Origin of the sequence: Synechococcus sp. A10-1-5-9 (assembly GCF_047716785.1) — a bacterium.
Lineage (GTDB): Bacteria > Cyanobacteriota > Cyanobacteriia > PCC-6307 > Cyanobiaceae > Synechococcus_C.
Window position 1 is genome coordinate 986021 of record NZ_CP180406.1, and the last position, 24689, is coordinate 1010709.

The 24689-nt window shown below is 54.1% G+C and carries 24 protein-coding genes, 1 tRNA gene, 1 other RNA gene and 1 pseudogene; 16 read left to right on the forward strand and 11 right to left on the reverse strand.

Annotation, left to right across the window (positions count from 1 at the left end; genetic code table 11):
* Positions 1-34: 34 nt before the first annotated feature.
* The 4 genes from ACLM45_RS05660 (at position 35) to ftsZ (ending at position 3611) form a co-directional block, all read left to right on the forward strand.
* Positions 35-1096 carry a D-alanine--D-alanine ligase family protein gene (locus tag ACLM45_RS05660; protein WP_415411067.1) on the forward strand — a complete coding sequence of 354 codons (1062 nt, stop codon included), beginning with the start codon at positions 35-37 and terminating at the stop codon, positions 1094-1096.
* Between the two features lie 25 nt (positions 1097-1121).
* Positions 1122-1532 carry a hypothetical protein gene (locus tag ACLM45_RS05665; protein WP_415411068.1) on the forward strand — a complete coding sequence of 137 codons (411 nt, stop codon included), beginning with the start codon at positions 1122-1124 and terminating at the stop codon, positions 1530-1532.
* Complete coding sequence (locus ACLM45_RS05670) at positions 1532-2383, forward strand: cell division protein FtsQ/DivIB (RefSeq protein WP_415411069.1); 852 nt, start codon at positions 1532-1534, stop codon at positions 2381-2383. The genes ACLM45_RS05665 and ACLM45_RS05670 overlap by 1 nt, the downstream gene beginning before the upstream one ends.
* Positions 2384-2456: 73 nt before the next feature.
* Positions 2457-3611, forward strand: a complete 1155-nt coding sequence (ftsZ, locus tag ACLM45_RS05675; protein WP_415411070.1) for a cell division protein FtsZ — start codon at positions 2457-2459, stop codon at positions 3609-3611.
* Positions 3612-3658: 47 nt separating this feature from the next.
* On the opposite strand, the gene ffs is transcribed toward ftsZ, so the two are convergent.
* Positions 3659-3755, reverse strand: an RNA gene (gene ffs, locus ACLM45_RS05680) — signal recognition particle sRNA small type.
* A 44-nt stretch (positions 3756-3799) separates the two neighbouring features.
* Here ffs and panB point away from each other — a divergent pair.
* Complete coding sequence (panB, locus tag ACLM45_RS05685; protein WP_415411071.1) at positions 3800-4618, forward strand: 3-methyl-2-oxobutanoate hydroxymethyltransferase; 819 nt, start codon at positions 3800-3802, stop codon at positions 4616-4618.
* On the opposite strand, the pseudogene hemW reads toward panB, so the two are convergent.
* A pseudogene (gene hemW / locus ACLM45_RS05690) lies at positions 4500-5792 on the reverse strand (radical SAM family heme chaperone HemW); the annotation flags it as partial. The gene panB and the pseudogene hemW overlap by 119 nt on opposite strands.
* Before the next feature lie 23 nt (positions 5793-5815).
* On the opposite strand from hemW, the gene ACLM45_RS05695 reads away from it, so the two are divergent.
* The 3 genes from ACLM45_RS05695 to ACLM45_RS05705 are packed head-to-tail and all read left to right on the forward strand — an operon-like array spanning position 5816 to position 8369.
* Positions 5816-7018 (forward strand): PIN/TRAM domain-containing protein, encoded by a 1203-nt coding sequence (locus ACLM45_RS05695; RefSeq protein ID WP_006041959.1) that lies wholly within the window; start codon positions 5816-5818, stop codon positions 7016-7018.
* A gap of 31 nt (positions 7019-7049) precedes the next feature.
* A complete protein-coding gene (locus tag ACLM45_RS05700; RefSeq protein ID WP_415411072.1) occupies positions 7050-7721 on the forward strand; it encodes an ATP-dependent Clp protease proteolytic subunit in 672 nt (223 codons plus the stop codon).
* Positions 7722-7766: 45 nt separating this feature from the next.
* Positions 7767-8369, forward strand: coding sequence for an ATP-dependent Clp protease proteolytic subunit (locus tag ACLM45_RS05705; RefSeq protein ID WP_006041961.1), 603 nt, complete (start codon positions 7767-7769; stop codon positions 8367-8369).
* On the opposite strand, the gene ACLM45_RS05710 is transcribed toward ACLM45_RS05705, so the two are convergent.
* Positions 8332-8817 carry a carboxymethylenebutenolidase gene (locus ACLM45_RS05710; RefSeq protein ID WP_415411073.1) on the reverse strand — a complete coding sequence of 162 codons (486 nt, stop codon included), beginning with the start codon at positions 8815-8817 and terminating at the stop codon, positions 8332-8334. The two genes, ACLM45_RS05705 and ACLM45_RS05710, sit on opposite strands and share 38 nt — an antisense overlap.
* A gap of 210 nt (positions 8818-9027) precedes the next feature.
* Between ACLM45_RS05710 and ilvC the strand changes: the two genes are divergently transcribed.
* Both ilvC and cbiB read left to right on the forward strand, forming a co-directional pair.
* Positions 9028-10023 (forward strand): ketol-acid reductoisomerase, encoded by a 996-nt coding sequence (gene ilvC / locus ACLM45_RS05715; RefSeq protein ID WP_006041963.1) that lies wholly within the window; start codon positions 9028-9030, stop codon positions 10021-10023.
* Between the two features lie 10 nt (positions 10024-10033).
* Entirely contained in the window at positions 10034-11047 is a 1014-nt protein-coding gene (cbiB, locus tag ACLM45_RS05720; RefSeq protein ID WP_415411364.1) for an adenosylcobinamide-phosphate synthase CbiB, read from the forward strand.
* A gap of 15 nt (positions 11048-11062) precedes the next feature.
* Here the strand turns inward: cbiB and ACLM45_RS05725 are convergent, their stop codons facing one another.
* Positions 11063-11821 (reverse strand): sugar transferase, encoded by a 759-nt coding sequence (locus tag ACLM45_RS05725; RefSeq protein ID WP_006041965.1) that lies wholly within the window; start codon positions 11819-11821, stop codon positions 11063-11065.
* Between the two features lie 195 nt (positions 11822-12016).
* On the opposite strand from ACLM45_RS05725, the gene ACLM45_RS05730 reads away from it, so the two are divergent.
* Complete coding sequence (locus tag ACLM45_RS05730; protein WP_038004440.1) at positions 12017-12274, forward strand: hypothetical protein; 258 nt, start codon at positions 12017-12019, stop codon at positions 12272-12274.
* A 492-nt stretch (positions 12275-12766) separates the two neighbouring features.
* Here the strand turns inward: ACLM45_RS05730 and ACLM45_RS05735 are convergent, their stop codons facing one another.
* The 5 genes from ACLM45_RS05735 to glyQ all read right to left on the reverse strand — a co-directional run bounded on the left by ACLM45_RS05735 (position 12767) and on the right by glyQ (position 19218).
* On the reverse strand, positions 12767-13594 hold the full coding sequence (locus tag ACLM45_RS05735; RefSeq protein ID WP_415411074.1) for a hypothetical protein: 828 nt from the start codon (positions 13592-13594) through the stop codon (positions 12767-12769).
* Between the two features lie 375 nt (positions 13595-13969).
* Positions 13970-15736 (reverse strand): methyltransferase domain-containing protein, encoded by a 1767-nt coding sequence (locus ACLM45_RS05740; RefSeq protein ID WP_415411075.1) that lies wholly within the window; start codon positions 15734-15736, stop codon positions 13970-13972.
* 453 nt (positions 15737-16189) lie between these two features.
* A tRNA-Ser gene (locus tag ACLM45_RS05745) sits at positions 16190-16276 on the reverse strand.
* Positions 16253-18256: a ComEC/Rec2 family competence protein gene (locus tag ACLM45_RS05750; RefSeq protein WP_415411076.1), complete on the reverse strand. Its 2004-nt coding sequence runs from the start codon at positions 18254-18256 to the stop codon at positions 16253-16255. Before ACLM45_RS05750 ends, ACLM45_RS05745 begins: the two co-directional genes overlap by 24 nt.
* Before the next feature lie 53 nt (positions 18257-18309).
* On the reverse strand, positions 18310-19218 hold the full coding sequence (glyQ, locus tag ACLM45_RS05755) for a glycine--tRNA ligase subunit alpha (protein ID WP_415411077.1): 909 nt from the start codon (positions 19216-19218) through the stop codon (positions 18310-18312).
* A 733-nt stretch (positions 19219-19951) separates the two neighbouring features.
* Between glyQ and ACLM45_RS05760 the strand changes: the two genes are divergently transcribed.
* The 5 genes from ACLM45_RS05760 (at position 19952) to ACLM45_RS05780 (ending at position 23518) form a co-directional block, all read left to right on the forward strand.
* On the forward strand, positions 19952-20503 hold the full coding sequence (locus tag ACLM45_RS05760) for a hypothetical protein (RefSeq protein ID WP_415411078.1): 552 nt from the start codon (positions 19952-19954) through the stop codon (positions 20501-20503).
* 218 nt (positions 20504-20721) lie between these two features.
* Positions 20722-21768: a hypothetical protein gene (locus tag ACLM45_RS05765; protein WP_415411079.1), complete on the forward strand. Its 1047-nt coding sequence runs from the start codon at positions 20722-20724 to the stop codon at positions 21766-21768.
* Positions 21769-21801: 33 nt separating this feature from the next.
* The gene (locus ACLM45_RS05770) at positions 21802-22482 is read left to right on the forward strand and encodes a hypothetical protein (RefSeq protein WP_415411080.1); all 681 of its coding nucleotides are present in this window, start codon (positions 21802-21804) and stop codon (positions 22480-22482) included.
* Positions 22483-22577: 95 nt separating this feature from the next.
* Positions 22578-22829 carry a hypothetical protein gene (locus tag ACLM45_RS05775; RefSeq protein ID WP_415411081.1) on the forward strand — a complete coding sequence of 84 codons (252 nt, stop codon included), beginning with the start codon at positions 22578-22580 and terminating at the stop codon, positions 22827-22829.
* A gap of 167 nt (positions 22830-22996) precedes the next feature.
* Positions 22997-23518, forward strand: coding sequence for a hypothetical protein (locus ACLM45_RS05780; protein ID WP_415411082.1), 522 nt, complete (start codon positions 22997-22999; stop codon positions 23516-23518).
* Between the two features lie 395 nt (positions 23519-23913).
* On the opposite strand, the gene ACLM45_RS05785 is transcribed toward ACLM45_RS05780, so the two are convergent.
* Entirely contained in the window at positions 23914-24162 is a 249-nt protein-coding gene (locus tag ACLM45_RS05785; protein ID WP_415411083.1) for a hypothetical protein, read from the reverse strand.
* Between the two features lie 19 nt (positions 24163-24181).
* A complete protein-coding gene (locus tag ACLM45_RS05790) occupies positions 24182-24646 on the reverse strand; it encodes a hypothetical protein (RefSeq protein ID WP_415411084.1) in 465 nt (154 codons plus the stop codon).
* Positions 24647-24689 lie beyond the last annotated feature (43 nt).

Here is a 24689-nt window from a genome sequence, read left to right on the forward strand (position 1 = left end):
TTGCGGGTTAACCCGAACTGCCAACTCCGAGCCCATGCCGACTTCCCTTCTCCGCCTTGGCGTGGTGTTCGGAGGTGAGTCCGGAGAGCATGCCGTGTCGATCCAATCGGCCCTCACGGTGATCAAGGCATTAATCGCGCCGGACAATCAAGATCGGTTCGAGGTCATTCCGATTTACATCGATCGCGAGGGTCGCTGGTGGGGCCCGACCGTGGCCCAGCGCGTTCTCGACCAGAACCACGCCATCAACTCCGAAGACCTGCCCCAACCTCTGCCCGCTCCAGGGCTGCGTCAGTGGCCGGTGGATCCCGACACGGTGGACCTCTGGTATCCGGTTTTGCATGGTCCCAACGGTGAAGACGGCACGGTGCAAGGACTGTTCACGCTGATGAACAAACCCTTCGTGGGCTCCGGGGTGCTCGGATCCGCAGTGGGAATGGACAAACTCGCGATGAAAGCCGCATTCGCGGCAGCAGGACTCTCCCAGGTTCCCTATCTGGGATTGAATGCGATCGACCTGGAGGAACCGGAGCGGCTTGAGCAGCTTCTTACCAGGTTGGAGAAGGAGTTGGGATACCCCTGTTTCGTTAAACCCGCCAACCTTGGCTCATCTGTGGGCATCACGAAGGCCCGAACGAGAGATGAGCTACTGGATGGCTTGCACCAGGCTGCTGTGCTCGACACCAGATTGCTTGTGGAGCAAGGTGTCAAAGCCAGAGAGCTCGAATGCGCCGTATTAGGGCGTCGTCATTTGCGGGCCTCTGTGGTGGGTGAGATCCGCTTTGACGCCGACTGGTATGACTACGAAACCAAGTACACCGAGGGACGCAGTCAAACGCTGATTCCCGCTCCACTTCCAGCATCAGTGAGCCAGCAGATTCAAGCCATGGCGATTCGGGCTTGCCAGGCCGTCCATGCCTATGGCCAGGCCCGCGTGGATGTGTTCTACGACGAAACGTCGGGCCAGATCTGGCTCAATGAAATCAACACCCTCCCTGGCTTCACCTCCCAAAGCATGTATCCCACACTCTGGGAGGCCACAGGTATCCCATTACCGCAATTGGTGGCGCAGCTGGTGGACACAGCGCGAGAATGAGTCGAGTGATTCAGGGAAAGCGGCAATGATGCACGGACTTCTCTGGCTACCACTGCTCCTCATGTTTGTGCTGCTTGCAGCACTCGGTTGGCTCGAGCGGCGCAGACAGAACCTCTTCAGGCAGTGGAGTCTGTCGGCCGAACTCGCCAAACTCGACGGGTGTGGGGCGGCTCGTTTGAAGGAGGGGGAACTCACTTGGAGCAGTTTTCATGCCGGGAGTTTCCGAGAAGAGGGTCGATTTGTGATTAAGACCCTGGAGCTCGTTGAGCTGATGTCCCTTGCCTCTGGAGACACCCCACTGTCTGAGGAATCCCAGGGACAGTGCCGTCTTCGACTGATCGGCGAGGGACAGCAGATGGACGTGCCCTTCTCGGATGCGGAACGGGCCCGTCGCTGGATGGAGCAGCTGATGACCAAGGCCCGATGTGACCTGTGATGGCCAGCATTCAGACCCCGTCAACACCCTCACCAACGCCGAACCCGTCGGCCCCACTTCCTCCAAACATCGAGCGCCGCCGAAGGCTTCGGCAAGAGAAACAGCGCGAACGGCTCATTCAGGCATGGCGGATCCTGTTCTTTGCCGGTTCAACCACTGCGCTGGCTTGGATTTTGCTGAGTTCCGGCTGGAACCTCCGCTCAATCGATCAAATTCGAGTCAGCGGAAGCGAAAGGGTGGGGGCGGAGAGCGTTGTCGAAGCAGGGGACCTACGTTTCCCAATACCACTTCTGTCACTCCAGCCGGGCAACCTCGAGCGACGCTTGATGGACGAACTGCCAGTGCAATCTGTCTCTATCCATCGCCGGCTCCTGCCACCTGGCCTGGAGATCAAACTGCTGGATCGACGTCCGATCGCGGCAGCCACGCGAAACGCAGCTGGCGGCATCGAGAGAGGGATGGTTGATCGTGAAGGGTTTTGGATGCCTATGACAGCAGCCCTTGCAGAAGAAACCCCTGAAAGCGATGTCCGCGTTCAGGGCTGGACTTTGACTCGTCGCTCAACCATCGCAAAACTCCTCGAGAAACGGGATCAACTCGGCAGCCCTCTGCAGGTGGTTCTTGTGGCTCCCGATGGAGATCTCAGTGTGCGCATGGCCTCTCTCGGCCTCGTGAAACTCGGGTCAAACGCGGCCTTGCTGGACCAGCAGATCAACACCGTGATTGAGCTGACACGCAGCCTGCCTCCACAGCTGCGAGGTCAGAACGACAGCACGATTGATTTATCGGATCCCAGCAAACCTGAACTGCAGTTGCCTCCACCTCCCCCGAAGAAAGCGAGCAAATCCTGACCACCGGTTGCGCTCTTCCTGAAGAAAACCGAGTGTGTCGGCACTGTCGGCGATCGTCACTCGCAGGGACATAATGCAAACGCAGCACAACGGCTCAAAAGTAACGATGGAGATGGTGAACGGTCAGCAGTCGTCGTCTCCAGCTGAAGAAGGAATTCTTCCAAGTCAGTCAGCGCGCATTGAAGTCATCGGCGTTGGTGGTGGTGGAAGCAATGCTGTCAATCGCATGATCATCAGCGATCTCGAGGGAGTGACCTATCGGGTGCTGAACACCGATGCCCAAGCTCTGATCCAGTCCGCGGCCATTCATCGTGTTCAACTCGGTCAAACCCTCACCCGGGGGCTCGGCGCTGGTGGCAATCCCAGCATCGGCCAGAAAGCAGCAGAAGAATCCAGAGCTGATCTTCAGCAAGCCATTCAGGGTTCTGATCTGGTCTTTATCGCCGCAGGCATGGGCGGCGGAACCGGAACTGGCGCAGCCCCCGTTGTCGCTGAGGTCGCCAAGGAAAGTGGTGCGCTCACAGTCGGCATCGTCACCAAACCCTTTGGATTTGAAGGTCGCCGCCGGATGCGTCAAGCCGATGAAGGGATCGCACGTCTTGCTGAACATGTGGACACGCTGATCGTGATTCCCAATGACAGGCTCAGAGATGCCATTGCAGCAGCTCCTCTTCAGGAAGCATTCCGCAGTGCCGATGACGTGTTGCGAATGGGTGTGAAGGGAATTTGCGACATCATCACTTGCCCAGGCCTTGTCAATGTTGATTTTGCCGACGTGCGTTCGGTGATGACCGAAGCCGGTACAGCTCTGCTTGGTATCGGCGTCGGATCCGGTCGCTCTCGTGCCATCGAAGCGGCTCAGACAGCGATCAACAGTCCACTCCTCGAGGCGGCTCGGATCGATGGTGCCAAGGGATGTGTGATCAACATCAGTGGTGGTCGTGACATGACCCTCGAAGACATGACCAGCGCTTCAGAAGTGATCTACGACGTGGTGGATCCTGAAGCGAACATCATCGTGGGAGCCGTGGTGGACGAAGCTCTCGAAGGGGAAATCCACGTCACTGTGATTGCCACGGGTTTTGAAAGCGGCCAGCCCTATCGCAGTGAGCGAAGCATTCCAAAACCGGCAGCCATGCCTTATGTGTCCCCTGAATCCATGGATGCTGGAGCAAGGATTCCCGAGTTTTTGCGTCAGCGTCAATCCCGCACTGATCAATCGGAATGATGCGGGCATGCCGGTGAGCGTCCCACGATGCCGTCGGCTTCATAGGGGGTGACCCGGAATCCACGCCTGTCCCGAGCATCCCGTGTGGCTGCTGCCTTCCGGATCTGACCAGGTTTGGGCGTCTGAACCGCATGGGTCCGAGTCACTCAAGATGTTAGCAATGGACTTCTCCTGAACCGAGGAAGGGGTTGCGAGCCTCTGATCTGATCCGCTTCAAACAATCCGGTCGCACCATCGCCATGCTCACGGCTTGGGATGCCCTCAGTGCCTCTGTTGTTGAAGAAGCAGGAGCTGACATCGTGCTGGTAGGGGACTCCCTAGCCATGGTGAGCCTTGGTCACGCCACCACGTTGCCTGTGACCCTTGAGCAGATGCTGCAGCACACCCAGGCGGTCTGCAGAGGGTTGCGCAAGGCTCCATCAGATCAACCTTTGGTGATTACGGATCTGCCCTTTCTGAGCTACCAGTGCGGTCTCGATCGTGCCGTGGCTGCTGCAGGGCACCTGCTGAAGCACTCCTCTGCAGCCGGCGTGAAGCTGGAAGGCGCCGAACCGGAGGTGGTGAAAGTGATCGAGCGGCTGGTGCGCATGGGCATTCCAGTCATGGGCCACTTAGGACTGACACCCCAATCAGTGCATCAGCTGGGGTACCGCCGCCAAGCGAAGGATCCAGTTAGCCAGGAGCGCTTACTGCGCCACGCCAGCCACCTCGAGACGGCCGGCTGCTTTGCGTTGGTTCTGGAACACATTCCGGAAGGGCTGGCGGGTCAGGTGCGGCGAAACCTTCAAATCCCTGTGATTGGAATCGGCGCTGGGCAGGACTGCGATGGCCAGGTGAGCGTGACAGCTGATCTGCTGGGGCTGACTCCAACGCAGCCACCCTTCAGCCCTGCACTCCTGGAGGGGAGGACTCTGGGCGTCGAAGCACTCCGGTCCTGGTTGGAGGGTCAGCGTGGATCGGCAACGACTCCCACCACTGCACCACCTCCACCAGGATCTGATTGCTGAGGGCCATGCCAAGGGGGTCTGTGAGTCGCCAGCGTCCCCCTCGTCTCTCCATCAAGCCCTGATTCAGGAACTGCTCCCAGCGTTCTGCCAGCTGGGGGAGATGCAAAGAACAGCGATGGGCAGTCCACCCACAGTGTTGAGCCTGCTGCTGCAGATCCACCCCTTCTCGGCGTCGCAGCCCCACCAATAGTCGGTCTTCCAATGAGAGCGGAGTGGCACTCTGTGACAACAGAGAGGAATGGGGCCCATCCAGTTCTTGCCGGTTAAGCCACTCGGCATAAGCCTCCCGGGTGCGCGGCCTGGCGAAACGCTCTCCCCAGGGTGCACTGGTGGCGCCAAGGCCAAAAGCCCACCATCCGGCACCGCTCCAGTACACACGGTTATGGCGGGAGGCGTGCCCCGGTCTGGAGAAATTGGAAATCTCATAGCGGCAATAGCCCACGTCAGAGAGATACTGCGTCGTGAAAGCGATCCGATCGGCCGCACCGTCCTCATCAGGAAGCATGAGCACCCCCTGCTCCTCGCGCCTGGCAAACACGGTGCCGGGTTCAACGCTGAGGTCGTAAATGGATAAATGCGGAGGCTGCAGCTCCACAGCCTGCGTCAGCACATCAGCCCAGGCCTCATCATCTTGATTCGGGAGATTTCGAATCAGATCAAGGCTCCAGCTCCGAAGACGTCCGTCTTGCAGAAACCGCTGCATCCAGTGGCAGGCCTCAAGCACGTCCTTGCGGCGATGCCGGCGTCCCAGCCCAGCGAGAACACCGTCATCAAAGCTCTGCCCACCAAGGCTCACCCGATTCACGCCGTGGCGGACCAGCGCCCTGAGTTCCTCAAGAGAGAAGCTGGCTGGATCCATCTCCAACGTGATCTCAGCCCCTCTCTGCACGCCAAACCGATCAGCGAGAGCGTCGAGCAAACATCGCACCTGATCAGGCGTGAGGAGAGATGGCGTGCCGCCGCCGATGTAGATCGTCGCCAAGGGAGGACCTGGTGGCGACGAGCGGATCTCCTTAAGAATCAGCTCCAGATAAGCCTTGATGGTGCGACTGCCGGGACCGTTCTGGGCGTTGACGCGATCGCCAAGAGGAACCACTGCGAAATCGCAGTAAAAGCAGCGGCGATGGCAGAAGGGAATATGGAGATACGCACTTCTGGGCGCAAGTGCGGACATCATCCCGGGCCAAACGATCGACGATGATGCATGCTGCCTTCAAACGGGGTGAGCAGCCGGGATCCAACACGATGGTGGAAGCGCTCATTCTCATTCTGTTTCTGATCTCCGGTTCAGCCACAGGCTGGATGGGGGTCCACCTCCTGCCACAGGAGCTACTCGATGACGTGAATGCCCAGTGGGTGCGTCTCGGGCTCACCGCCACGGGCGCAGGCATTGGCATCGTGGCCGGCCTGGTGTTCCGGAGACTGCGTCAACAGCTGATGCAGCAAGTGCGGACCATGCCGACCGACCTGCTCGTAAGCCGAGCTGTTGGCCTCATCTTGGGGCTTCTGGTGGCCAACTTGCTGCTGGCACCAATCCTGTTGCTCCCCCTGGCAGGGGCTAGCTCCCTGGTGAAACCCCTCGCAGCCATTCTCAGCAACGGATTCTTCGGTGTTCTTGGGTACAACCTGGCCGAAGTGCACGGACGCACCCTGCTTCGGCTCTTCAATCCAACCTCAACGGAAGCACTGTTGGTGGCCGACGGAGTTCTCACACCGGCGACAGCCAAGATTCTTGATACCAGCGTGATCATCGATGGTCGTATCCGCGGAATGATCGGCTGCGGTCTGCTCGAAGGGAAAGTCATCGTGGCGCAGACCGTGATCGATGAGATGCAGCAGCTTTCAGACTCCAACAACCTCGAAAAACGCGGCAAAGGGCGTCGTGGACTCAAGCTGCTCAATGAACTGCGCGAAGCCTATGAGCGCCGATTGGTCATCAACACCACCCGCTACGACGGTGCCGGAACTGATGATCGTCTACTCCAGTTGACCGAGGACACCGGTGGCACCCTGGTGACCGCTGACTTCAATTTGGCCCAGGTGGCACGGCTCAAGAGCCTGAAGGTGATGAACCTCAGCGAACTGGTCATTGCGCTCCGTCCAGAAGTACAACCTGGGGATGAACTCAATCTGAAAATCGTGCGTGAGGGAAAGGAGGATCACCAGGGCGTGGCCTACCTCGAGGACGGCACGATGGTGGTCGTGGAAAACGCCCGTTCGGCGATTGGAGAACGCCGTCCGATCGTGATTACTGGCGCCCTCCAGAACCCAAGTGGTCGCATGGTTTTTGCCCGTTTAAACAAGGACAGTGCGCCGGTGGGTGGAGGCAAAGAGAGCCGAAACGCTCAGCCAGCACGCAAGAGCAAAAACAACGAACGTCCGACACCGGAATCCCGCTAAGCTCCGTCTCACGACAGTTGATGAGAAGCGGATGACCACATCAGCCCCTTATTACGGAGACTCGTCGGTGATGAGAACACCACCGCCGGATCTTCCTTCATTGCTACTGAAGGAACGAATCGTCTATCTGGGTCTTCCACTCTTTTCCGACGATGACACCAAGCGTCAAGTGGGTATCGATGTCACTGAGCTGATCATCGCCCAGCTCCTTTATCTGGAATTTGATGATCCCGACAAGCCAATTTATTTCTACATCAATTCCACAGGAACGACCTGGTACACCGGAGATGCCATTGGCTTCGAAACAGAAGCGTTCGCGATCTGCGACACCCTCCGCTACGTAAAACCTCCTGTCCACACCATCTGCATCGGTCAGGCCATGGGCACAGCGGCCGTGATCCTTTCTGCCGGTACCAAAGGGCAGCGCGCAGCGCTTCCGCATTCCTCGATCGTGTTGCACCAACCTCGTAGCGGTGCCCGCGGCCAAGCCACGGACATTCAGATCCGAGCAAAAGAGGTTCTTCACAACAAGCGCGCCATGCTTGAAATCCTCGCCGCCAACACAGGGCGTTCTGTGGAAGAACTCTCAAAGGATTCCGACCGCATGAGCTACCTCACTCCGGATCAAGCCAAGGACTATGGACTGATCGACCGGGTTCTTACCAGTCGCAAAGATCTTCCATCTCCGGTTCCCGCGACCTAACACCCTTCTTCCTCCACTCTTCCCACTCTTCATCCCCCAGGATCCATGCCCATCGGAACCCCGAGCGTCCCTTACCGCCTTCCCGGCAGCCAAATGGAGCGCTGGGTCGACATCTACACCCGTCTGGGAGTTGAGAGGATTTTGTTTCTTGGCTCAGAAGTTAATGACGCCGTCGCCAATAGCTTGGTGGCTCAAATGCTGTACCTCGACTCTGAAGACAGCGGCAAGCCGATCTACCTCTACATCAATTCTCCAGGTGGCTCGGTAACGGCTGGCTTAGCCATCTACGACACCATTCAGTACGTGAAGAGTGACGTTGTCACGATCTGCGTCGGCCTCGCCGCCTCCATGGGCGCTTTTCTGCTTGCAGCGGGTACCAAGGGCAAGCGATTGGCTCTCCCTCACAGCCGAATCATGATCCACCAGCCCCTAGGCGGGACAGCGCAACGGCAGGCCAGCGACATCGAAATCGAAGCCCGGGAAATCCTGCGCATGAAGGAGATGCTCAACCGCTCCATGGCGGAGATGAGCGGCCAGAGCTTTGAGAAAATCGAAAAGGACACTGATCGTGATTATTTCCTCAGCAGCCAGGAAGCCATGGATTACGGCCTCATCGATCGTGTGATCGCTCATCCGAACGAGGCTTGAGTGAGCTGTCATTCATGAGGGCAAGCAGGCGCTCGCCTGTACTGGGATCAATGGGCAATCCCGTCCCATCGAGCAATCCGAGCTGAACCAACAGTCCAGCTTGATCCCAGTAAATGTGTTCGAACGACACTTTGCCCTCGGACAACCCAACCACAACCACTAAAGCAAGGGTTACTCGTCGTCCTGTTGGCTGGACCCCTGGCAGCAGATGACTGATGATTTGTGAATGGGTGAAGCGGATCACCACTTCATCCACCAAACGGTTCGCATCGGTCGTGCGCGAGATCGGAATGAATTCAGCATCCGGCGGAAAAAACTGACCGATCAGCTGCTCGGCATAAAAACGTCGGACTCCATCAGCACCCTGTCCACCAGTCCCTGAACCCAAGTTGAGCAGATGGGGATGTTTCACCATCGTTGCCATGGTCCCGTCAAGGTCCGAGGCCATTTCTGCACGCATATGTGCATCGAACAGAGATGAAGCAGCCGCAGCAGCGGGATCAAGGCAACTAAGGACAGGATCCATAACGATCGCAATTAAAACCAAAACTAGGGCTTCAAACGTTGCGCGTCAGACAAGTCCCGACGCTCCCTCAAAGGTTTAAAAACGGTGCTTGCGTAAGCTCAGTCGTTACCAAGCTCCACAACCACCGTCCGGATGGCTCAGCTTTTCTACGACACCGATGCCGATCTCTCGCTACTCAGCGGCAAGACGGTAGCCATCATCGGCTATGGCTCCCAGGGCCATGCCCATGCCCTCAATCTCAAGGACAGTGGCGTTGACGTGGTGGTGGGTCTGTACGAAGGCAGCCGCTCCGCTGAGAAAGCCAAGGCCGACGGTCTCGAGGTTCTCTCTGTGGCGGAGGCTGCCGAAAAAGCCGACTGGATCATGGTGCTCTTGCCCGATGAATTCCAGAAAGACGTTTATGCCAAGGAGATTGCACCGCATCTGAAAGCCGGCAAGGTGCTTAGCTTTGCCCATGGCTTCAACATCCGCTTCGGTCTGATCCAGCCGCCTGCCGACGTTGATGTGGTGATGATCGCCCCCAAGGGCCCAGGGCATACCGTGCGTTGGGAGTATCAGAACGGTCAAGGTGTTCCTGCTCTCTTCGCTATCGAGCAGGACGCTTCAGGCCAAGCCAGAGGCCTTGCCATGGCCTATGCAAAAGGGATCGGTGGTACCCGAGCAGGAATTCTGGAGACCAACTTCAAGGAGGAAACCGAGACTGATCTGTTCGGTGAACAGGCCGTACTCTGCGGCGGCCTCTCCGAACTGGTGAAGGCTGGTTTCGAAACCCTGGTAGAAGCTGGCTATCAACCCGAGTTGGCCTATTTCGAATGCCTGCACGAAGTGAAACTGATTGTGGATCTGATGGTGAAGGGTGGTCTGTCTGCCATGCGTGACTCCATCTCCAACACCGCCGAATACGGTGACTACGTCAGTGGTCCACGCCTGATCACCGACGACACCAAAGCGGAGATGAAGCGCATCCTCAGCGACATCCAAGACGGAACCTTCGCCAAAAACTTTGTCGCTGAATGCGAGGCCGGCAAGCCCGAGATGAACAAGATCCGCGAGAAAGACCGTGGCCACAAAATTGAAGAAGTGGGCAAGGGTCTGCGGTCGATGTTCAGCTGGTTGAAGGCCTCCTGAGCTCAGGACCATTCAGCCCGTTGTCCTGGTGATCGCCGCTGCCGGTCTCGACTGGTTGATCGGCGATCCCCTCTGGTCTCCCCATCCCGTTGTTGGGATGGGCCTGGGCATCGAACGTCTCAGGCAACAGATGGAACACTGGGCAGGAGACCGTCCCAGGGAACTCCGGTTGAGCGGTTATCTGATCACCTCTGTGCTGGTTTTAACCAGCGTTGCCGCTGGTTGGCTGATTGAGCGCCTTTGGCTGCAGTCCAGCGGACATTGGCGGTGGGCCTCTGGTCTGCTCCTGGTTGTGGCGTTAGCGAGTGCTCTTGCAGCACGCAGCCTCCACGATGGTGTCATGGCCGTCGTCAAAGCCCTCCCAGCCAAGGAGGATGAAGAGCCGTCCCTTGCACGAGAACGTCTCAGCTGGATTGTGGGCCGCGATACGAAGCAGCTTAACCGGGAGGAAATTCTGCGAGCAGCTGCGGAAACAGCCAGTGAAAATGCCGTTGATGGCGTTTTCGCGCCCTTGTTCTGGATGCTGGTTGGCGTTGTTCTATGGAGCGCAGGCTTGCTCCAAAGTCCTGGCCCTCTCGCACTGGCCTGGGGATTCAAGGCCAGCAGCACCCTTGACTCAATGCTGGGCTACAAACGCGGGAGGTTGCGCTGGTTAGGAACAGCAGGCGCCCGTTTGGACGATGCCCTCACCTGGGTGCCATGCCGGCTGGTGATGTTGACACTGCCGCTGATCAGCCGCAGCTGGCGATTATGGCTTGCTCTAGTGCTGGCAGCAGAACGAGATGGAGCTCTGGATCCTTCACCGAATGCGGGACGGTCTGAAGCGATCTACGCCCATTGCGCCGGGGTTCAGTTGGGAGGCAAAAACCGTTATGGAGACACCTGGATCACAAAACCACTCCTTAAGGCTGGAGGGAATCAAGCCAACCCGCACGGAGTAAGAACCATCCTGGGCCTGTCGGCACGACTTCAATGGGGGTGGCTGGTAGCAGCGGGGGGACTGAGCCTGCTCACGCAGCAATGACTGAACGGAGAAGGATCAATAAGCCCCCCGGTCCATCGGCAGCAGAAGAACTCCAAACGTGCGCAGGATGATGGCGAAATCAAGCCGGAATGAACGGCCTCTGGCATAGGCCAGGTCCAATCGAACCCTTTTGGCGTAGCTGAGATTATTGCGACCACTCACTTGCCAAAGCCCAGTCAATCCTGGGCGAACGGCCAGCACCTCATCCATGTAGTCGGAGTAGCGCTCAATTTCCTTGTCCACAATCGGCCTAGGACCCACCACGCTCATCTCTCCACGCAACACATTGAGAAACTGTGGAAGTTCATCAAGACTTGATCGCCTGAGGAAACGACCAATCGGAGTAATCCGCGGATCGTCCCGCAGCTTGAAATCACGCTCAAATTCAGCACGCATGGCTGGCGATCGCTCCAACACCTGAGCCAACACAGAATCCGCATCAGCCCGCATGGTGCGGAATTTGATGCAGCCGAAGCGCCGGTATCCCCGACCAACACGTTTCTGCACGTAAAACACAGGCCCAGGAGAGCTGAGTTTCACGAGTGCTGCCAACAATCCGAACAGCGGGGCACCCAACGTGAGAACAGCCAGTGAAAACAAAACATCACCACTGCGCTTGATGGTTCGCCCGACTCGGCTTTGCCGGCGAACGAGGGTGAGCGCCGTCAGGCTTGAGGGAGGAGCGGCAATCAGCTGAAGATGCCGTCGCGATGCGCGACGCCTGAGCCCTGAGGCCGAAGACTTCAAGACAGATCGCCCTGATGCGCTGAGCAATCCCTGTCCCCTGTGTCTCACCCCAATCAACCGTAGTGCAGGCGATCCGTCAGCGCTGAAGTGCCAGTAACTGCAACGGCACAGAGCGAATGCTGCAACGCTTTACCAGCATCAAGGCGTCTCACAGCGCGACAGCTTCATCACGAAGTTTCTCAGGAAATTGCCGACTGCTCGTCCCGTCCCGAAGCTTGGGTCATGCCAATGACCAGCACTTCTCTCAACAGCCTGCTCGAGGAGTCCCTCGAGGAGCCCTCAATCGGGGAAACCGGCCACTTTCGATGGCATGCCACACCTGTAGGCATCGCCGCGGTCTGGCAATCCAACGTTCAGCCTCTGACGCCCCCTTTTGAAGATGCGTTGAAAGAGGGCTTGGAAGTCGGACTGGACCTCAGTCGCGAAGAAAGAGAATTTCACCAGGTCAGCGTGGGGCTTGTTCTGCTGTTTCACTCCTGATCAGGCACTGGACGCCAAGACGATTCAGGACAAGTAGAGGCAGACATCACACCGGATTCTTGACAGGCTCAAGGGTTACCAGAGGCTCAAAACCATTCCGGAACTTTCAACAAGGATACTTCTCATGGGATGTCAAGGCGGTGATCGTTCGCCTCTTGGAGAGCAAAGCTGTGAATCACCGATGTGCAGTGGACTCCATAATCTTCAAGATAATGCATTCCCACAATACTCATAACCTTGATATCAAAAACACCGAGACTAACAATCATTAAACGCTATCATTAAGTTTGCTGCATTCATAGCGATAACAAACGTCGCCGGCCAGAGGCCCTCGCCACTTCCCGACCGACTCAAATTGGAATCCGGGAAGAACTCAATTAATTACGGGACAACTCAACGTTAGAATTTTCGAAGGAAATTGACATACGTCACCAAGCCAAAGACCACAATGATGGCTCAAGCACATTGATGAGCAATCGTAAAAACTTGTCCTCATGGAGTGTGATTCTCATAGATGGACAGGAAGGGGAAGCGCTGCATGCGCTCCAAGATTTGATCAACTTCAGCCATAGTCCACTCAATCGACGACCTACTGTTACGCGGCCGTCTGTAAAGAAGCCGATCAACATTTTTAAGATGCTGATGGTCGAAGGGAAGCATCAAAGCGCGCGAAATTCGTGAGATCTCCTCATCTGGGCAATCAATTAATTGCTCATGGTAACTGATTAAAAAGCTCGATTTCGTCTTTTTTGCTTCTATAGCAGCCAAAGCATCACAGTGCATAAAAAACCATCGAATGCGATCTTCAATTGGTGCTTTGCTGCGTTTGTGCATCGTGGCAATCGTATCAAAAGGATTACGGATTGAGGCAATTAAAAAAACTTTCGCTTCTAATGTCTTCTCCAAACCAGAAATCAGGTCATAGTCTCCATGCAGCAGCAATGTTGCTGGATTCCATATCTTGTCACCATAAACACTGACAGCAGACTTTGAACCAGGTGCCGCACCAATTTGGTATTGATACTCTTCAGACTGACGCCCAGACTGAAAGTTAGCAGAAGAATTCTCAATGATCTCCCCAAGAATGTCACTCTTACTAAGTCCTCTCCAGAAGACTTGAGACGCCATGGTTTCATTGGCGATAATGGCATTCGGATGCGCATCCACAATTGAGCCAAGGATTGTCGAACCACTTCGAGAATTGCCGATAATCAAACAAAACGACTTAAAATCACAAAAATGCTGTTGATTGTCGCTCACTACTTCCATCGCTGTCGGAAAATATTTAACCAAGCCACAGATTTTTCGGCCCGAGTTCACGACACCCCCTAGAGCAGACTTAAAAAGTTTAGAAATAAGCTTTTGAAACCATGCAAGAACTTTTGATTGACCCCTCATGAAAAAATACACCACTTATTGCGATACTATCATGCTCAAGCATTATCAATTCTCTTCAGCAGTCTTGCCGAAGATGCTTCCATTCACATTAGCTGCACAGGAAATATTTTGGATCACAGATCTGAACGCATCTACGCAATCGCGCGAGTCTGCCACATAATCAATACACATTAAAAAGTGGAAAGAAATCATCACTCACAAAAGCGATAGGCTTGCGACTAAGAGATGCATTCAAGGTGAGGGATAATCCAATCACGAATAAACGAGTTTAATTAACAATGCAATTGCTCTAAGCCTTCACTCCAGGGTTAGTTCTGGGACGCGTTGAAGAAGTGCTTTTGTCAACTCATCTCTTCTCTGGTATAAATCCTTATACCATTCAAGCCTAGCGACAGACTGCTGAGATTGAAGACGATTAGAACGAATCCAGTTTCTTGCATTGCTTGCACATGCTTTTGCCAAATCTGGACACTCTCCCCACAACTTCAAAATCTCGGCAACACGTTTACCATCCACTGCTATTTCACCGTTAAAACCTGGCTCAATCACTTCGGCATAGACTGTTGGACTCGCAATGGATGCAACTTCATACCCTGAGGCCTCGACAAACTTCAGATCTGATTTCATTTTATTGAACTTAGTATCCCTAAGAGGCATAAGTGCAACGTGACTATCACTTAAGAGTTGTCTGTATTTCGCATAGTCACAGATTGGCGTAAAGCGTTTATTGTTGGTCATAAGAGAATGAAAGAACTTTTTATCATGTACAACTTCGAATTCAAAAAGATCTTCATGTTCAAGCAGCAAGTCATTGATGCAGGGCAGCCATGCTTCCCAGTCAGCCTCACGATTTAAAGCACCAAAGAATACCCTTAGCCTTGGATTTGAAGACTTAACTATCCATTTACCAAGCTTCGATGCTGGCAAAAAGTCCAGGCAATTCTTAAATACTTTCACTTCAGGGTTATACTTTTTCATCGAGGACGAAAGACTATCTGTACTCACCTGAACAGCATGCACTGCCCGGAAACTTAAATACTTGTTGTCAATTATGCTCTGAAAATGATCCGGATCATCGTCAAACTCACTAATCAAGATATAACCAGCTTTGATTATTTTTTTAAGCTGCGTCAAAGAGCTCTCATAAGTTAATGTCTGTCTTTGCCAAATCATTATTTTTGGCACGCTGGGATCTAGTGATCTTAACTGAAGACCCGTACTGCTTAATTCTATGTTTACCCCGGGAAAGCTAGCGACACTTTTTAATGGTTGAATCATTCTCACCTCGTTCATTCCTGCTTGAGGTTTTAACATTAAGCCACTTATGTATACTGGCTTGATCAACTTTTTTGTTGCCGTAACAATATACTGAAGAGGAGCTGAACCTTCTAAAAACTTTTGGGGAGTCTGGCCCATCTTTTCTAGACATGGCTCCAAAATGTTCGCAAATTTTTTTGCCTGCTCTAAATTAAATATTCTCGGCTGAAATGAAGTTATCTTCAGTCCTAAACTAGCAAATAGTTCAACAATGCTGTTTCGTGTGAACCAGCGCAAGTGAGTTTTATCAAAAATCCCTGTGTCGTCTTGTGGCCAATTTCCTTGTATCAGATTGTAGAGCACACTCCAATGCTGCACGTTAGGAATACATGCAACCACGACACCATCAGGACTCAGCCAAGACACGTGCTCTCGAAGTATTTTTTGTGGATCTTTCAGATGCTCAAGAACATCTCCATAAACAAGAGCATCAATTGAATGATACCTCTCTGGAAGCTCAAACTGAATTTTCATATCTTCAACATCAATACACCACACTTGATCAAGTCTTTCTTTGGCAAGTTTTGCCGGTGTTTCCATCAGCTCAATTCCCAGATATTGAGCTGATGGATTAATCATCTTATAGGCATGACCAAGTGCACCGCTACCACAGCCAACCTCTAAGACAGTCGCGCAACTTGTCGGGATTCGGCTAAGAAGACCTGGATTTGCGTGATCGTAATAGGACTTTTCGACAGCCATACGCAGAACCGCGACATTCGCCTTATCGTAAGCTTTTGCTGACATCCTAGCAACCAAAGATTTTGCATTTTGTTTGGCACGAATGTCAGCACCTGAGCCAGAGGCGAAACATTTGGGAATCTACTTTGTCTTCAGTATCTAGCGACAAAAATGATGAACTTAGTCAAGACGACGAAGGGTGCAATGGCTCCTAGCCCTGAAATGATCGTCTTGAATTCATGACTACAGCGTCAACCTCGCGTCGGTTAGTTGTCAAAAGAACGAGCTGATTGATTGCAGGAAATTACGTCGACACAACGTCTCTATGTCTTAACCCCTGATGCAACCAACTTATCTGACCCTGGCAATGGAGAACAAGTGCTTCTTAACAAGAGCAGAAAACCCAACTAAATCAATAAATGATCGAAATTATTCAGGCGTAGTTAATGTCAACAGCCCTGCTCAATCAAAGCATCGGAGTCAATCCGGCACATTTGCGAACCTTGTTGAGCATTGAAACGGAGAGGGTGGGATTCGAACCCACGAGGGTGTGACCCCTACACGATTTCGAGTCGTGCGCAATCAACCGGACTCTGCCACCTCTCCCTGCGCAGTCGTGCGCTCGGTCACTTTAGGGCTATGCCCTACGCCCCACCGAGGCAACCTCCCCGCGTGATGTGACAAATCCCTGCGACGTAAGGGAAACAACCGCTGTCCCACCTGCATCTGCAAGTGACGACCTCTGACACCGGCCACGCGCAGACCGAGGCCAGCACTCCTCAACGTCTGCCCAGAACGCAGGGGCAACTGCCCCTGGTTTTCCGCCACAACGGTATGAGCCAGGGAACTCCAACACCCGGACTGGTCCATGGCCACAGGATCCATCACTGCCACCCAATCGAAACGGGCATGGCCAAGCCCCTCTCCCAGTTGCCTGGCCACATGGCAACTCAGGCCATCGCCATGGCTGCTCAACAGAGCCGCACGACCGCGATGCCGCAGCACCAGCCAATGGCGTCCCCACTGTTCAACCCTGATCAGGTCATCACTGAACTGCACCCACCCCTGCACCACCACGGCCAACAAGGCCAGGGGAGCGGCGTGGCAACGCCAACGGCGAAGCGTGGGTAACCACCAGGGGATCAAGGCGAGGGCAAGCAAGAGCACTACCAGCGGTTGGGGACGGCCGGTGAGCAGCTGGGCCCAAGGCCAGCCACTGATCCAGTACACAAGGGCGATCAGCAGACCTGCCAGCTTCTGAACGGGCCAGATCAACAAGGGCAGAACGAAGGTGGTGAAAGTTCCCGGCAGCACCAGCACAAGCAGGGCCAACGCCATCGCCGACAGGGTGAGCGGAGCGAGCAACGGAGCCGCAAGCAGATTGCTGACAAGGGCGTAAAGGGGGGCCGAGCCGAAGTGGAGCAACTGCAACGGCAGGGTCCAGGCCAGGGCAGCCAGGGGAACGGACAGGGCAGGGGCGAGAGGGCGTAGCCAACTCAGGCCATGGGTGCAGAGCCACTGTTCCAGGGGGGCGGCCGACAACACCAAACCAGCGGTTGCTGCAGCGCTGAGTTGAAATCCCACTGAACGGGCCCAGGATGGATGGAGGAGAAGCATCAGCAGCAGGGTGAACACCAGCACGCCGAGAGGGCGACTGCACTGGCCCCTTTCGCGAATCAACAGAGCCGCTGCTCCCATCAGCACGGCCCGCACCACCGAAGGCTGGGCGCCAGTCAGCGCAAGAAACAACGCCATGGCGCTTCCTGCAGCCACGAGGCGCAGCGCAGACGGAAGTGAACGGGTGCCAGCCAGGGTGGTGCCAAGCAGCACGGAAAGATGAAAACCCGATGCAGCCAGCGCATGGGATAAGCCCGCCACCCGGAAGGCCTCACGCAGATCCGCCAATAAATTCACCTGTGCACTGCCGAGCACGAGGGCAGCCAGTAGACCACCGCACGATGGTCCGGCTGCCTCGGTGAAGGTCTCCGCAATGCGCCGGCGGCCATCCGCCAACGGCGTCCAGGAATGGCGCAAAACCCGGATGGATTCAGTGCGGATCTGACTCCAACTGCCTCGGGCGACCAACCGCTCCGCTCCGCCGCGAAGCAAAGGGTGGGCGGCAGGCCGAGGCCGGCGCAGCGGCCCGGACGCTTCAATCCAATCGCCCAGACGCAAAGGCTCCTGACAAGGATCGACAAAGAGTTCCGTGCGCCCCCTGCGCCGCTCACCATCGAGATGGTTCACCTCCACAAGAGCCCGGCAACGCCCATTGCGGACCTGACCATCGCTCAGCAGCCGCCCCTGCAGGGTCACCACCTCAGCCGGGCCCCTTATCGGAATCCGGCGACTGGGATCCAGGGGATGGGGGCGCGGCTCAGCGGCCAGACCGGAGCGGGCGATCACGAGCATCAGCGAAAGGGTAATCAGGCCCAGCGATTGCCCAGAAAGCTGCAGCCATCGACGCAGAACGGCAAGACCGAGACCCAGCACCACCAGCAATGTGCACCAGTGGTGCCAGGTCTGGGACAGCGCGGCTCCCAAAGCTCCCAGCAGCAAAAGCAACGCCGTGGCCAGGGCCGAATTCATGGCGCAACCGCATCAGAGATGCACCGAGGATTCCCCGGTAGGACGCAAGCGGATCAGACCGCTGCAGCTGCCGCACTCGACTCCAGCAAGGGAAATCCGAGCCCCTCTCGCTCAGCCAGCCAGGCTTCTGCCACCTTGCGGGCCAGCGTTCGGATCCGGCCGATGGTGGCCGTGCGCTCGGTCACTGAGATCACGCCACGGGCCTCCAGAAGATTGAAGGTGTGCGAGCACTTGAGCACAAAATCCAAGGCCGGAGCGGGCAGGTTCTGGGCGATCAAATCCGTGGCCTCGGCTTCATAGATCGCGAAAAGCTGCTTTAGGCGCTCTGAATTGGAAGCCTCAAAGTTGAAATGACACTGACCCTTCTCGAAAGGAAGCCAGATATCGCCGTAACTGTGCGATTCATTCCAGCGCAGATCCCAGATGCTCTCCACATCCTGGAGATACATCGCCAGACGCTCCAGTCCGTAAGTGATTTCAATCGAGACAGGCTTGCAATCCAGCCCACCGCACTGTTGGAAATAGGTGAACTGCGTCACCTCCATTCCATCCAGCCACACTTCCCAGCCCACACCCCAGGCACCGAGAGTGGGGGACTCCCAATTGTCCTCCACAAAGCGGATGTCGTGATCAGCAGCCTTGATGCCGAGAGCGTCCAGGGAGGCAAGGTAGATCTCCTGAATGCCGTCAGGGGATGGCTTGATCAGCACCTGGTATTGGAAATAGTGCTGGGCTCGATTGGGGTTATCGCCGTAGCGTCCATCGCTGGGCCGGCGACAGGGCTCTGGATAGGCCACAGCCCAGGGCTCGGGTCCAATGGCACGCAGCACCGTATGGGGACTCATGGTTCCAGCCCCCTTCTCGGTGTCATAGGGCTGGAGCAACAGACATCCCTGCTCAGACCAGAAACGGTTAAGGGTGGAGATGATGTCCTGGAAGTGAGTGCCTGACTTGCCTGCCATCGAGAGAATACCTGAGATTGACTGGTATGACTAGCCCTTGCAACCGATAACAGGGGCAGACGTGGGCGAAAATGCAGCTATAACTTTGCTATAACAAAGTCAGTCACTACGACTTTCGCCATTTGCCAGCCTAGTCCAGCAAAGGGTTCTGCTTCCACTGCTTGAAAGTTGCAACAGCATTTGCACCTGGGCTGTTTCGTTCAAGCAGACAAGGCGTCAGGCACCAGCCGAGACCAAACAAGAACGACTGCAAACACTAAATTGTTAACAACCGTATTCGTTAGAATATATAAATAGATAGATACTAATTTGATATGCAATTAGCGAATACTCTAAGCAAAAGAAATAACTTGATTGCAGCACACGCTTCTACTGAAGAATGCTTACGTGCAGATAGGTTGATGATGCGGCTGAACCTCAGCAGCTATGGGCAGCTTGTGCGCCAGTTGCTTGAAGAGAAAGCACGGGCACTCGGAGTTCAGTGATGGCTATCAACAAGAACCCGCTTGGCAGACTGCAGGATGCCTTACGGAAATTAAATTTAGGAACACTCGACGATGCGCGTCAGGGTTTCAGGCGTGGTATGCAGCCGGCATCAGAAGATGCAAGGCCTGTGCTGTACACCTACAGAGACCAACGTGGCTTAGATGAGCCACCGTAGATAGCAGAGCAGGGTGCACGCTCCGGTCTGCTAAGCAATGTCAGGGAAATTGCAAGCGCTGCCCAAGAACAATTGGGTGCGCTGAAACCGTTGTCTGGAATAGCGTTCAACGACGAGATGCTTCGGACAAGGCTGGAGCAAGGGCAAACCATTGCTGGCAATCCAATGATGTTCGACGAAGCACTTGGCACCGTGCTTGATAAGAAGCGGAAGAGATACGAAAGCAGACTAGAGAACGCAAGCTTTGGTGAAGTCTATGACCCAAGTGAAATTAAACTAAGCGACAGTGAGTATCGCAAGGTCATTGGAGATACAGCAAAGAAACTGAGACGAGAGATTGGCGGGCAATCAATCCTCAAGAAGCTTGGGTACACCTTGGGTGCTGGTGTTGGTGATATTGCCGAAGACCGGACGAGGTCTCTGTACTGGCTACTCAATGCGCCTCAGGCTGTAACCGCAACTCTTGCTGACCTTGGCGTTTCAAGAGCCAACCCGAACCTCAGAAGCAAGCGCAATATCTACAGCAAAAGCTTTATCGATGCTGAGCGTGCTGGCTTACTGAGAAGAGTAGGAAATGCACCACTAGAAGATTCAAGGCTAAAAATAAAGACCCAGAAGACCTAGACAAGGTTCGACTACAGATTGGTAATGATTACACCGACGACACAAGGCTGAGTTCTTATCTCAACCCAGACAACTACCAGCCTGCTCAGCCTGGAGTCAGACGTGGATATGACCAAGACCTGAAGCAGCCTGTCTTTCAGCAATGCCGGCTTGGCCCGAACGTTCTTGCACTAGCTGGGCTTGGAGCAACAGGACTTGCAATAAATGCTGGGCTCGGCTTGTTTGGCTCAGAAGATAGCGGCGTTCCTGTTGTAGGAAGGCGCGAAGGCTATGCAGCTGCAGCACCGTCGGAACTAGATCCCAGAGAAACCGCCAATGCCATCAATGAAATAGGCGCCAGGTACATCTTGAGTAGAGACGGCAACCTGCTACCGAAGGATGACTTCCTTCTGGAGAGACCTGATGTAACGCCAGGAGAATTTGGCGCATACAACGCTTATCGCTTTGACAAAGAGCTGGACTTCAATCCATTTGATGATGGCAAGATGAACCTTGGCATTCTCAAGACAACAACTGAAGGCATCCACGGACCAGAGGCACAGCTGCCTGGTCAGACACTGAGCCTCAATGAAGCAGGCGTCCCAGTACTGGGTGCATCAGCAAGTACTGTGGCCGGCGGATTGATTCCAAATATCAGACAGATCAGATTGCGTAAAAGCCGTGGCGATTATGACCGGACAAAGAAGGTAATGATTAATCGGATTATGGGAAACATTCCTTACGTCAAGATGAAGACGTACAACAAGGAGAACGATAGAGCACCTTGGATTAAGCCGGGCTCAAGGATGGACAAAGTAACCAGCGCAATTGAAGACCAGTTCCTGACCACAAACCCAGTGACTGGTCAACTAGATATGAACGTACCTAAGACTGCAGGACTGATGGCTGCTGGTGCACGCACAGGACTAGCACTTGGTACAGCCATCGGCTTGGGGATGGAAGACCAACGCCGCCGTGATAACTTTGCTGGGAACAATCCAGGTGTGGACTACGACGTCGACAAACAGAACGCAAGGGATTTGATTGATCGCAAGTACGAACTCATCAAAGCAAATCCAAATGCGATGGAAGAGAAGGAGAAGTCTGGCGTAGGTTTCAGTAAGCGTTCACAGCAAGAAGTGCTGCAAGCTGAGGCAGTAAAGCAGCAGGCATTAATCAATCAGCTGATTGATGAGGAGCGTAAGTCACGCGCTCTCAAAGCGAATGACGATCGTCAAGTAGCACTCGACCGCTTTGACGAAATCGAGGCCTCATTTGAACGCTAAAACTTTTAAACTAAAACTATTAGGAGTATTATCATGGCTCGGCAAAGACAAACAGTAGAAACAAAGCGAGGCTTATTCGGAGGTACAAAGAACCTTGAAGAAGTACTAGCAGCTGAACGTAATAACAGAAAAGTTAATGTAGCAGATCAGTATTTAAGCTACCTGCCCAAGTCAGTACAGGAAAGACCAGTCGCCAGAAACATTGCAGATAAGTTTGTAGATCTGCAATACCTTCCACAGAACAGAGCGTGCCAAACTGCAGCAGCAGTAGCTGGAGTGGCAACACTTGGCGGTGGTGCATTGAAAGCATATTCAGATCAAAGGAATGATTATCTGCCTGCCGGTCCAATTGATGTAGCCGGACGTATGGTCAGCAACCTATTCCCAGCACCCGCCGTCAGTGCAGATCCATTGGCAGCTGCACGTAACAACGTTGCTGCTGCAGCAGAGTTGGTTGGTTCAGAAGCAATGGTTGAAGGCTTGGCTGCTGATCAAATCAGGGAGATGCGCGGAACGAATCAAGCAGCAATGACTCCCCTCGAGTTTGAGCAGATGACATCTGTTCAGAAGATGGTGGATGAACGTGCAAAGCAATTGATGCAGCAGCCCATCCAAAAGTCTGTTGGCAGTGTTGGTCCCGTGCCTTATGACACAGCACAAAAGATTACCACAGAACAAATCAACATGGAGCTGCGTGCTAATAATGCTTACTGATTTAAACTATTAACTATCAAAGGAGAATACCAATGTCGATTAGAGAACAAGCGATTAAAAGGATGATGGCAGAGAAGGCAGCGAAGGCTGTCCCGATGTCTACCTCAGACCAAGTCATCATCCGCCAGTCACAGTCAGATGCACCTGGCGTATATATCTCTTCTGATCAACAGCAGCAAGATACTTACGGTCAGGCAATGACAACGCAAGAGCAGATGGCAGTCATGAATGGCATGGGACTTGCTGCTGCATCAGCACCTCAGCCAATTCAGAATCCAAACGTTCGTGTTGAAACTCAAGGTCAGAACATCACTGCTCTGCTAGATGGAACCGTTGTCTATTACTGATAATGAATATAGATCAAGCAGAAGAACAGCTGAAGATAATTTCAGAGCGTTGTGAGAACAGAGCAGATGTAGAACGGGAGATGAATAGCCTCCCTAAAAAAGAGAAGATGGAAATCGTCTTTGCGTTAACACGGAGAGACTATTGCGAAGACGTGCAATGATGGTCGATGTGGCTCATCGATTTTATTGATGCACAAAACCTCATCAACAATTATGAGACGGGCACGTCGAGACGTGAGCTGGTCACAGGCTTTCTGAGAACGACTGCCTTGCTGTATCAGCAATCGGCAGACGATATGACGAGGGCTGAACTGCAAACACAAACAAAGGATTCGCAATATGCAGTGGCCCTTGCAAATGAAGCGTCGATGCTAGCCGATGCATTGAATAAGTTAGTCAGCCAGATTATTCAATGTGATGCTGATTACATGGCTGTGCTTAACGGACGTAAGAGTCACTGGCATTACACAGATGGTGATGGCAAAGGCAGGCCGTATCCACGCAAGCAATTAGAAGCAGAGCAAAGAGCCATTGCTCAACAAGAGCGTAGGCATAGGAAGGAACTGAAGGAAGCTCGACGTAAACACACGTTTAACTTTTGGAACTTTGCGCCACTGCCTGAGCTAAAGCCAGATAAAACCGAAGTGCAAACGATCATCCCTCTATGGGAGGCAGGCTTTATGACATAAAAGAACTTCCAGTAATTCACGATGCAGTATCAACTCACCAAACTATCAGAGTATACAAATGCAACACACATCTCCAGTGCAACCTCCATAAGGAGAATTGAATCGTTGTGGAGTCAGGCCATGATCTGCGCTAACTACATGGGCCAATCCTGCGGCCTTCAATGTTGTATGTGCAAAGCCGAGCAGTTCGCCTTTTTTGAACACAACGAACCTGACTTTAACGAGTTCTGTCCTATGCTTCACCGCTACGGGGAAATGCTTGATTGTAGCCAAGGCAGCAAGGCAAACGATCAGGGCAACCACTGGTCAACGTCTCGCTGGCAGTGAAAAAATAACTGGAGGAACGATAAAAGAAGCGGAAAAGGAACCGGCGTTAGCCGGCTCCGGTGTGGGCTTCAGCTGACTGCAGACTCAGCTTCTTTAACGGCAGACTTACGTCTTCGCTTCTTGGGCTGCTGGATTTCCTCTATCAGATTGTCCAGCTCATCAGGTGCAGCCTCGAAGGGAACCTCCTTGGGGTTTGCCTGTGTAGCCAACGTCTCTGACTCAGGATTGTCCTGGGCCTGTTTGTTGACGAACGTGATGACGTCAAGAGCTTCGTCATACCCAAGCTTCAGACCAAGGTCAGCCTTGGGAATCTGCACACGCTCGAAGGTGGATAGGTCAGGCTGAATGCAGCTGACAGAAACGAATAGTCGCCCTGCCCTTTGCAGCCAGGCTGATCTGAACCTGTTCAGCGTGCTGCTGCTTGGTCCTTGCATTGAAGCAAGTGAGAAAGCTAGACGCTGTCCAGCTACTCAAGCCCATGCGGTACACCCAGTTGGTGCCATCACTTGCAGTGACAGAAACCAACAGCTTGTCCACAGGATCGAAGCTGTCATACGTCTGTGTGACGACAGCCAGGTCAGTGACCCAGCAGCGCAATATGTTTGGAAGCCAGATCCGGCTGCCGTCGTCCCCGAGCATGTAAGAACAGCGGCCTTGGCTCTGGGCTGACGCACCTCTGATAAAGATGGTGGTCATCATTGACTTACGCAGAGTGTCCTCAGCTTCATCACTGAAACCTGTGAGGCCTTGAGCCAGCTGGTCGAAGCCTTGCTCGTCAACGTTGGTGGTGGTGAATGTCAAGAGAATGAATCTCAATAACGACACCCAGAAAGAAAGTCGGCGT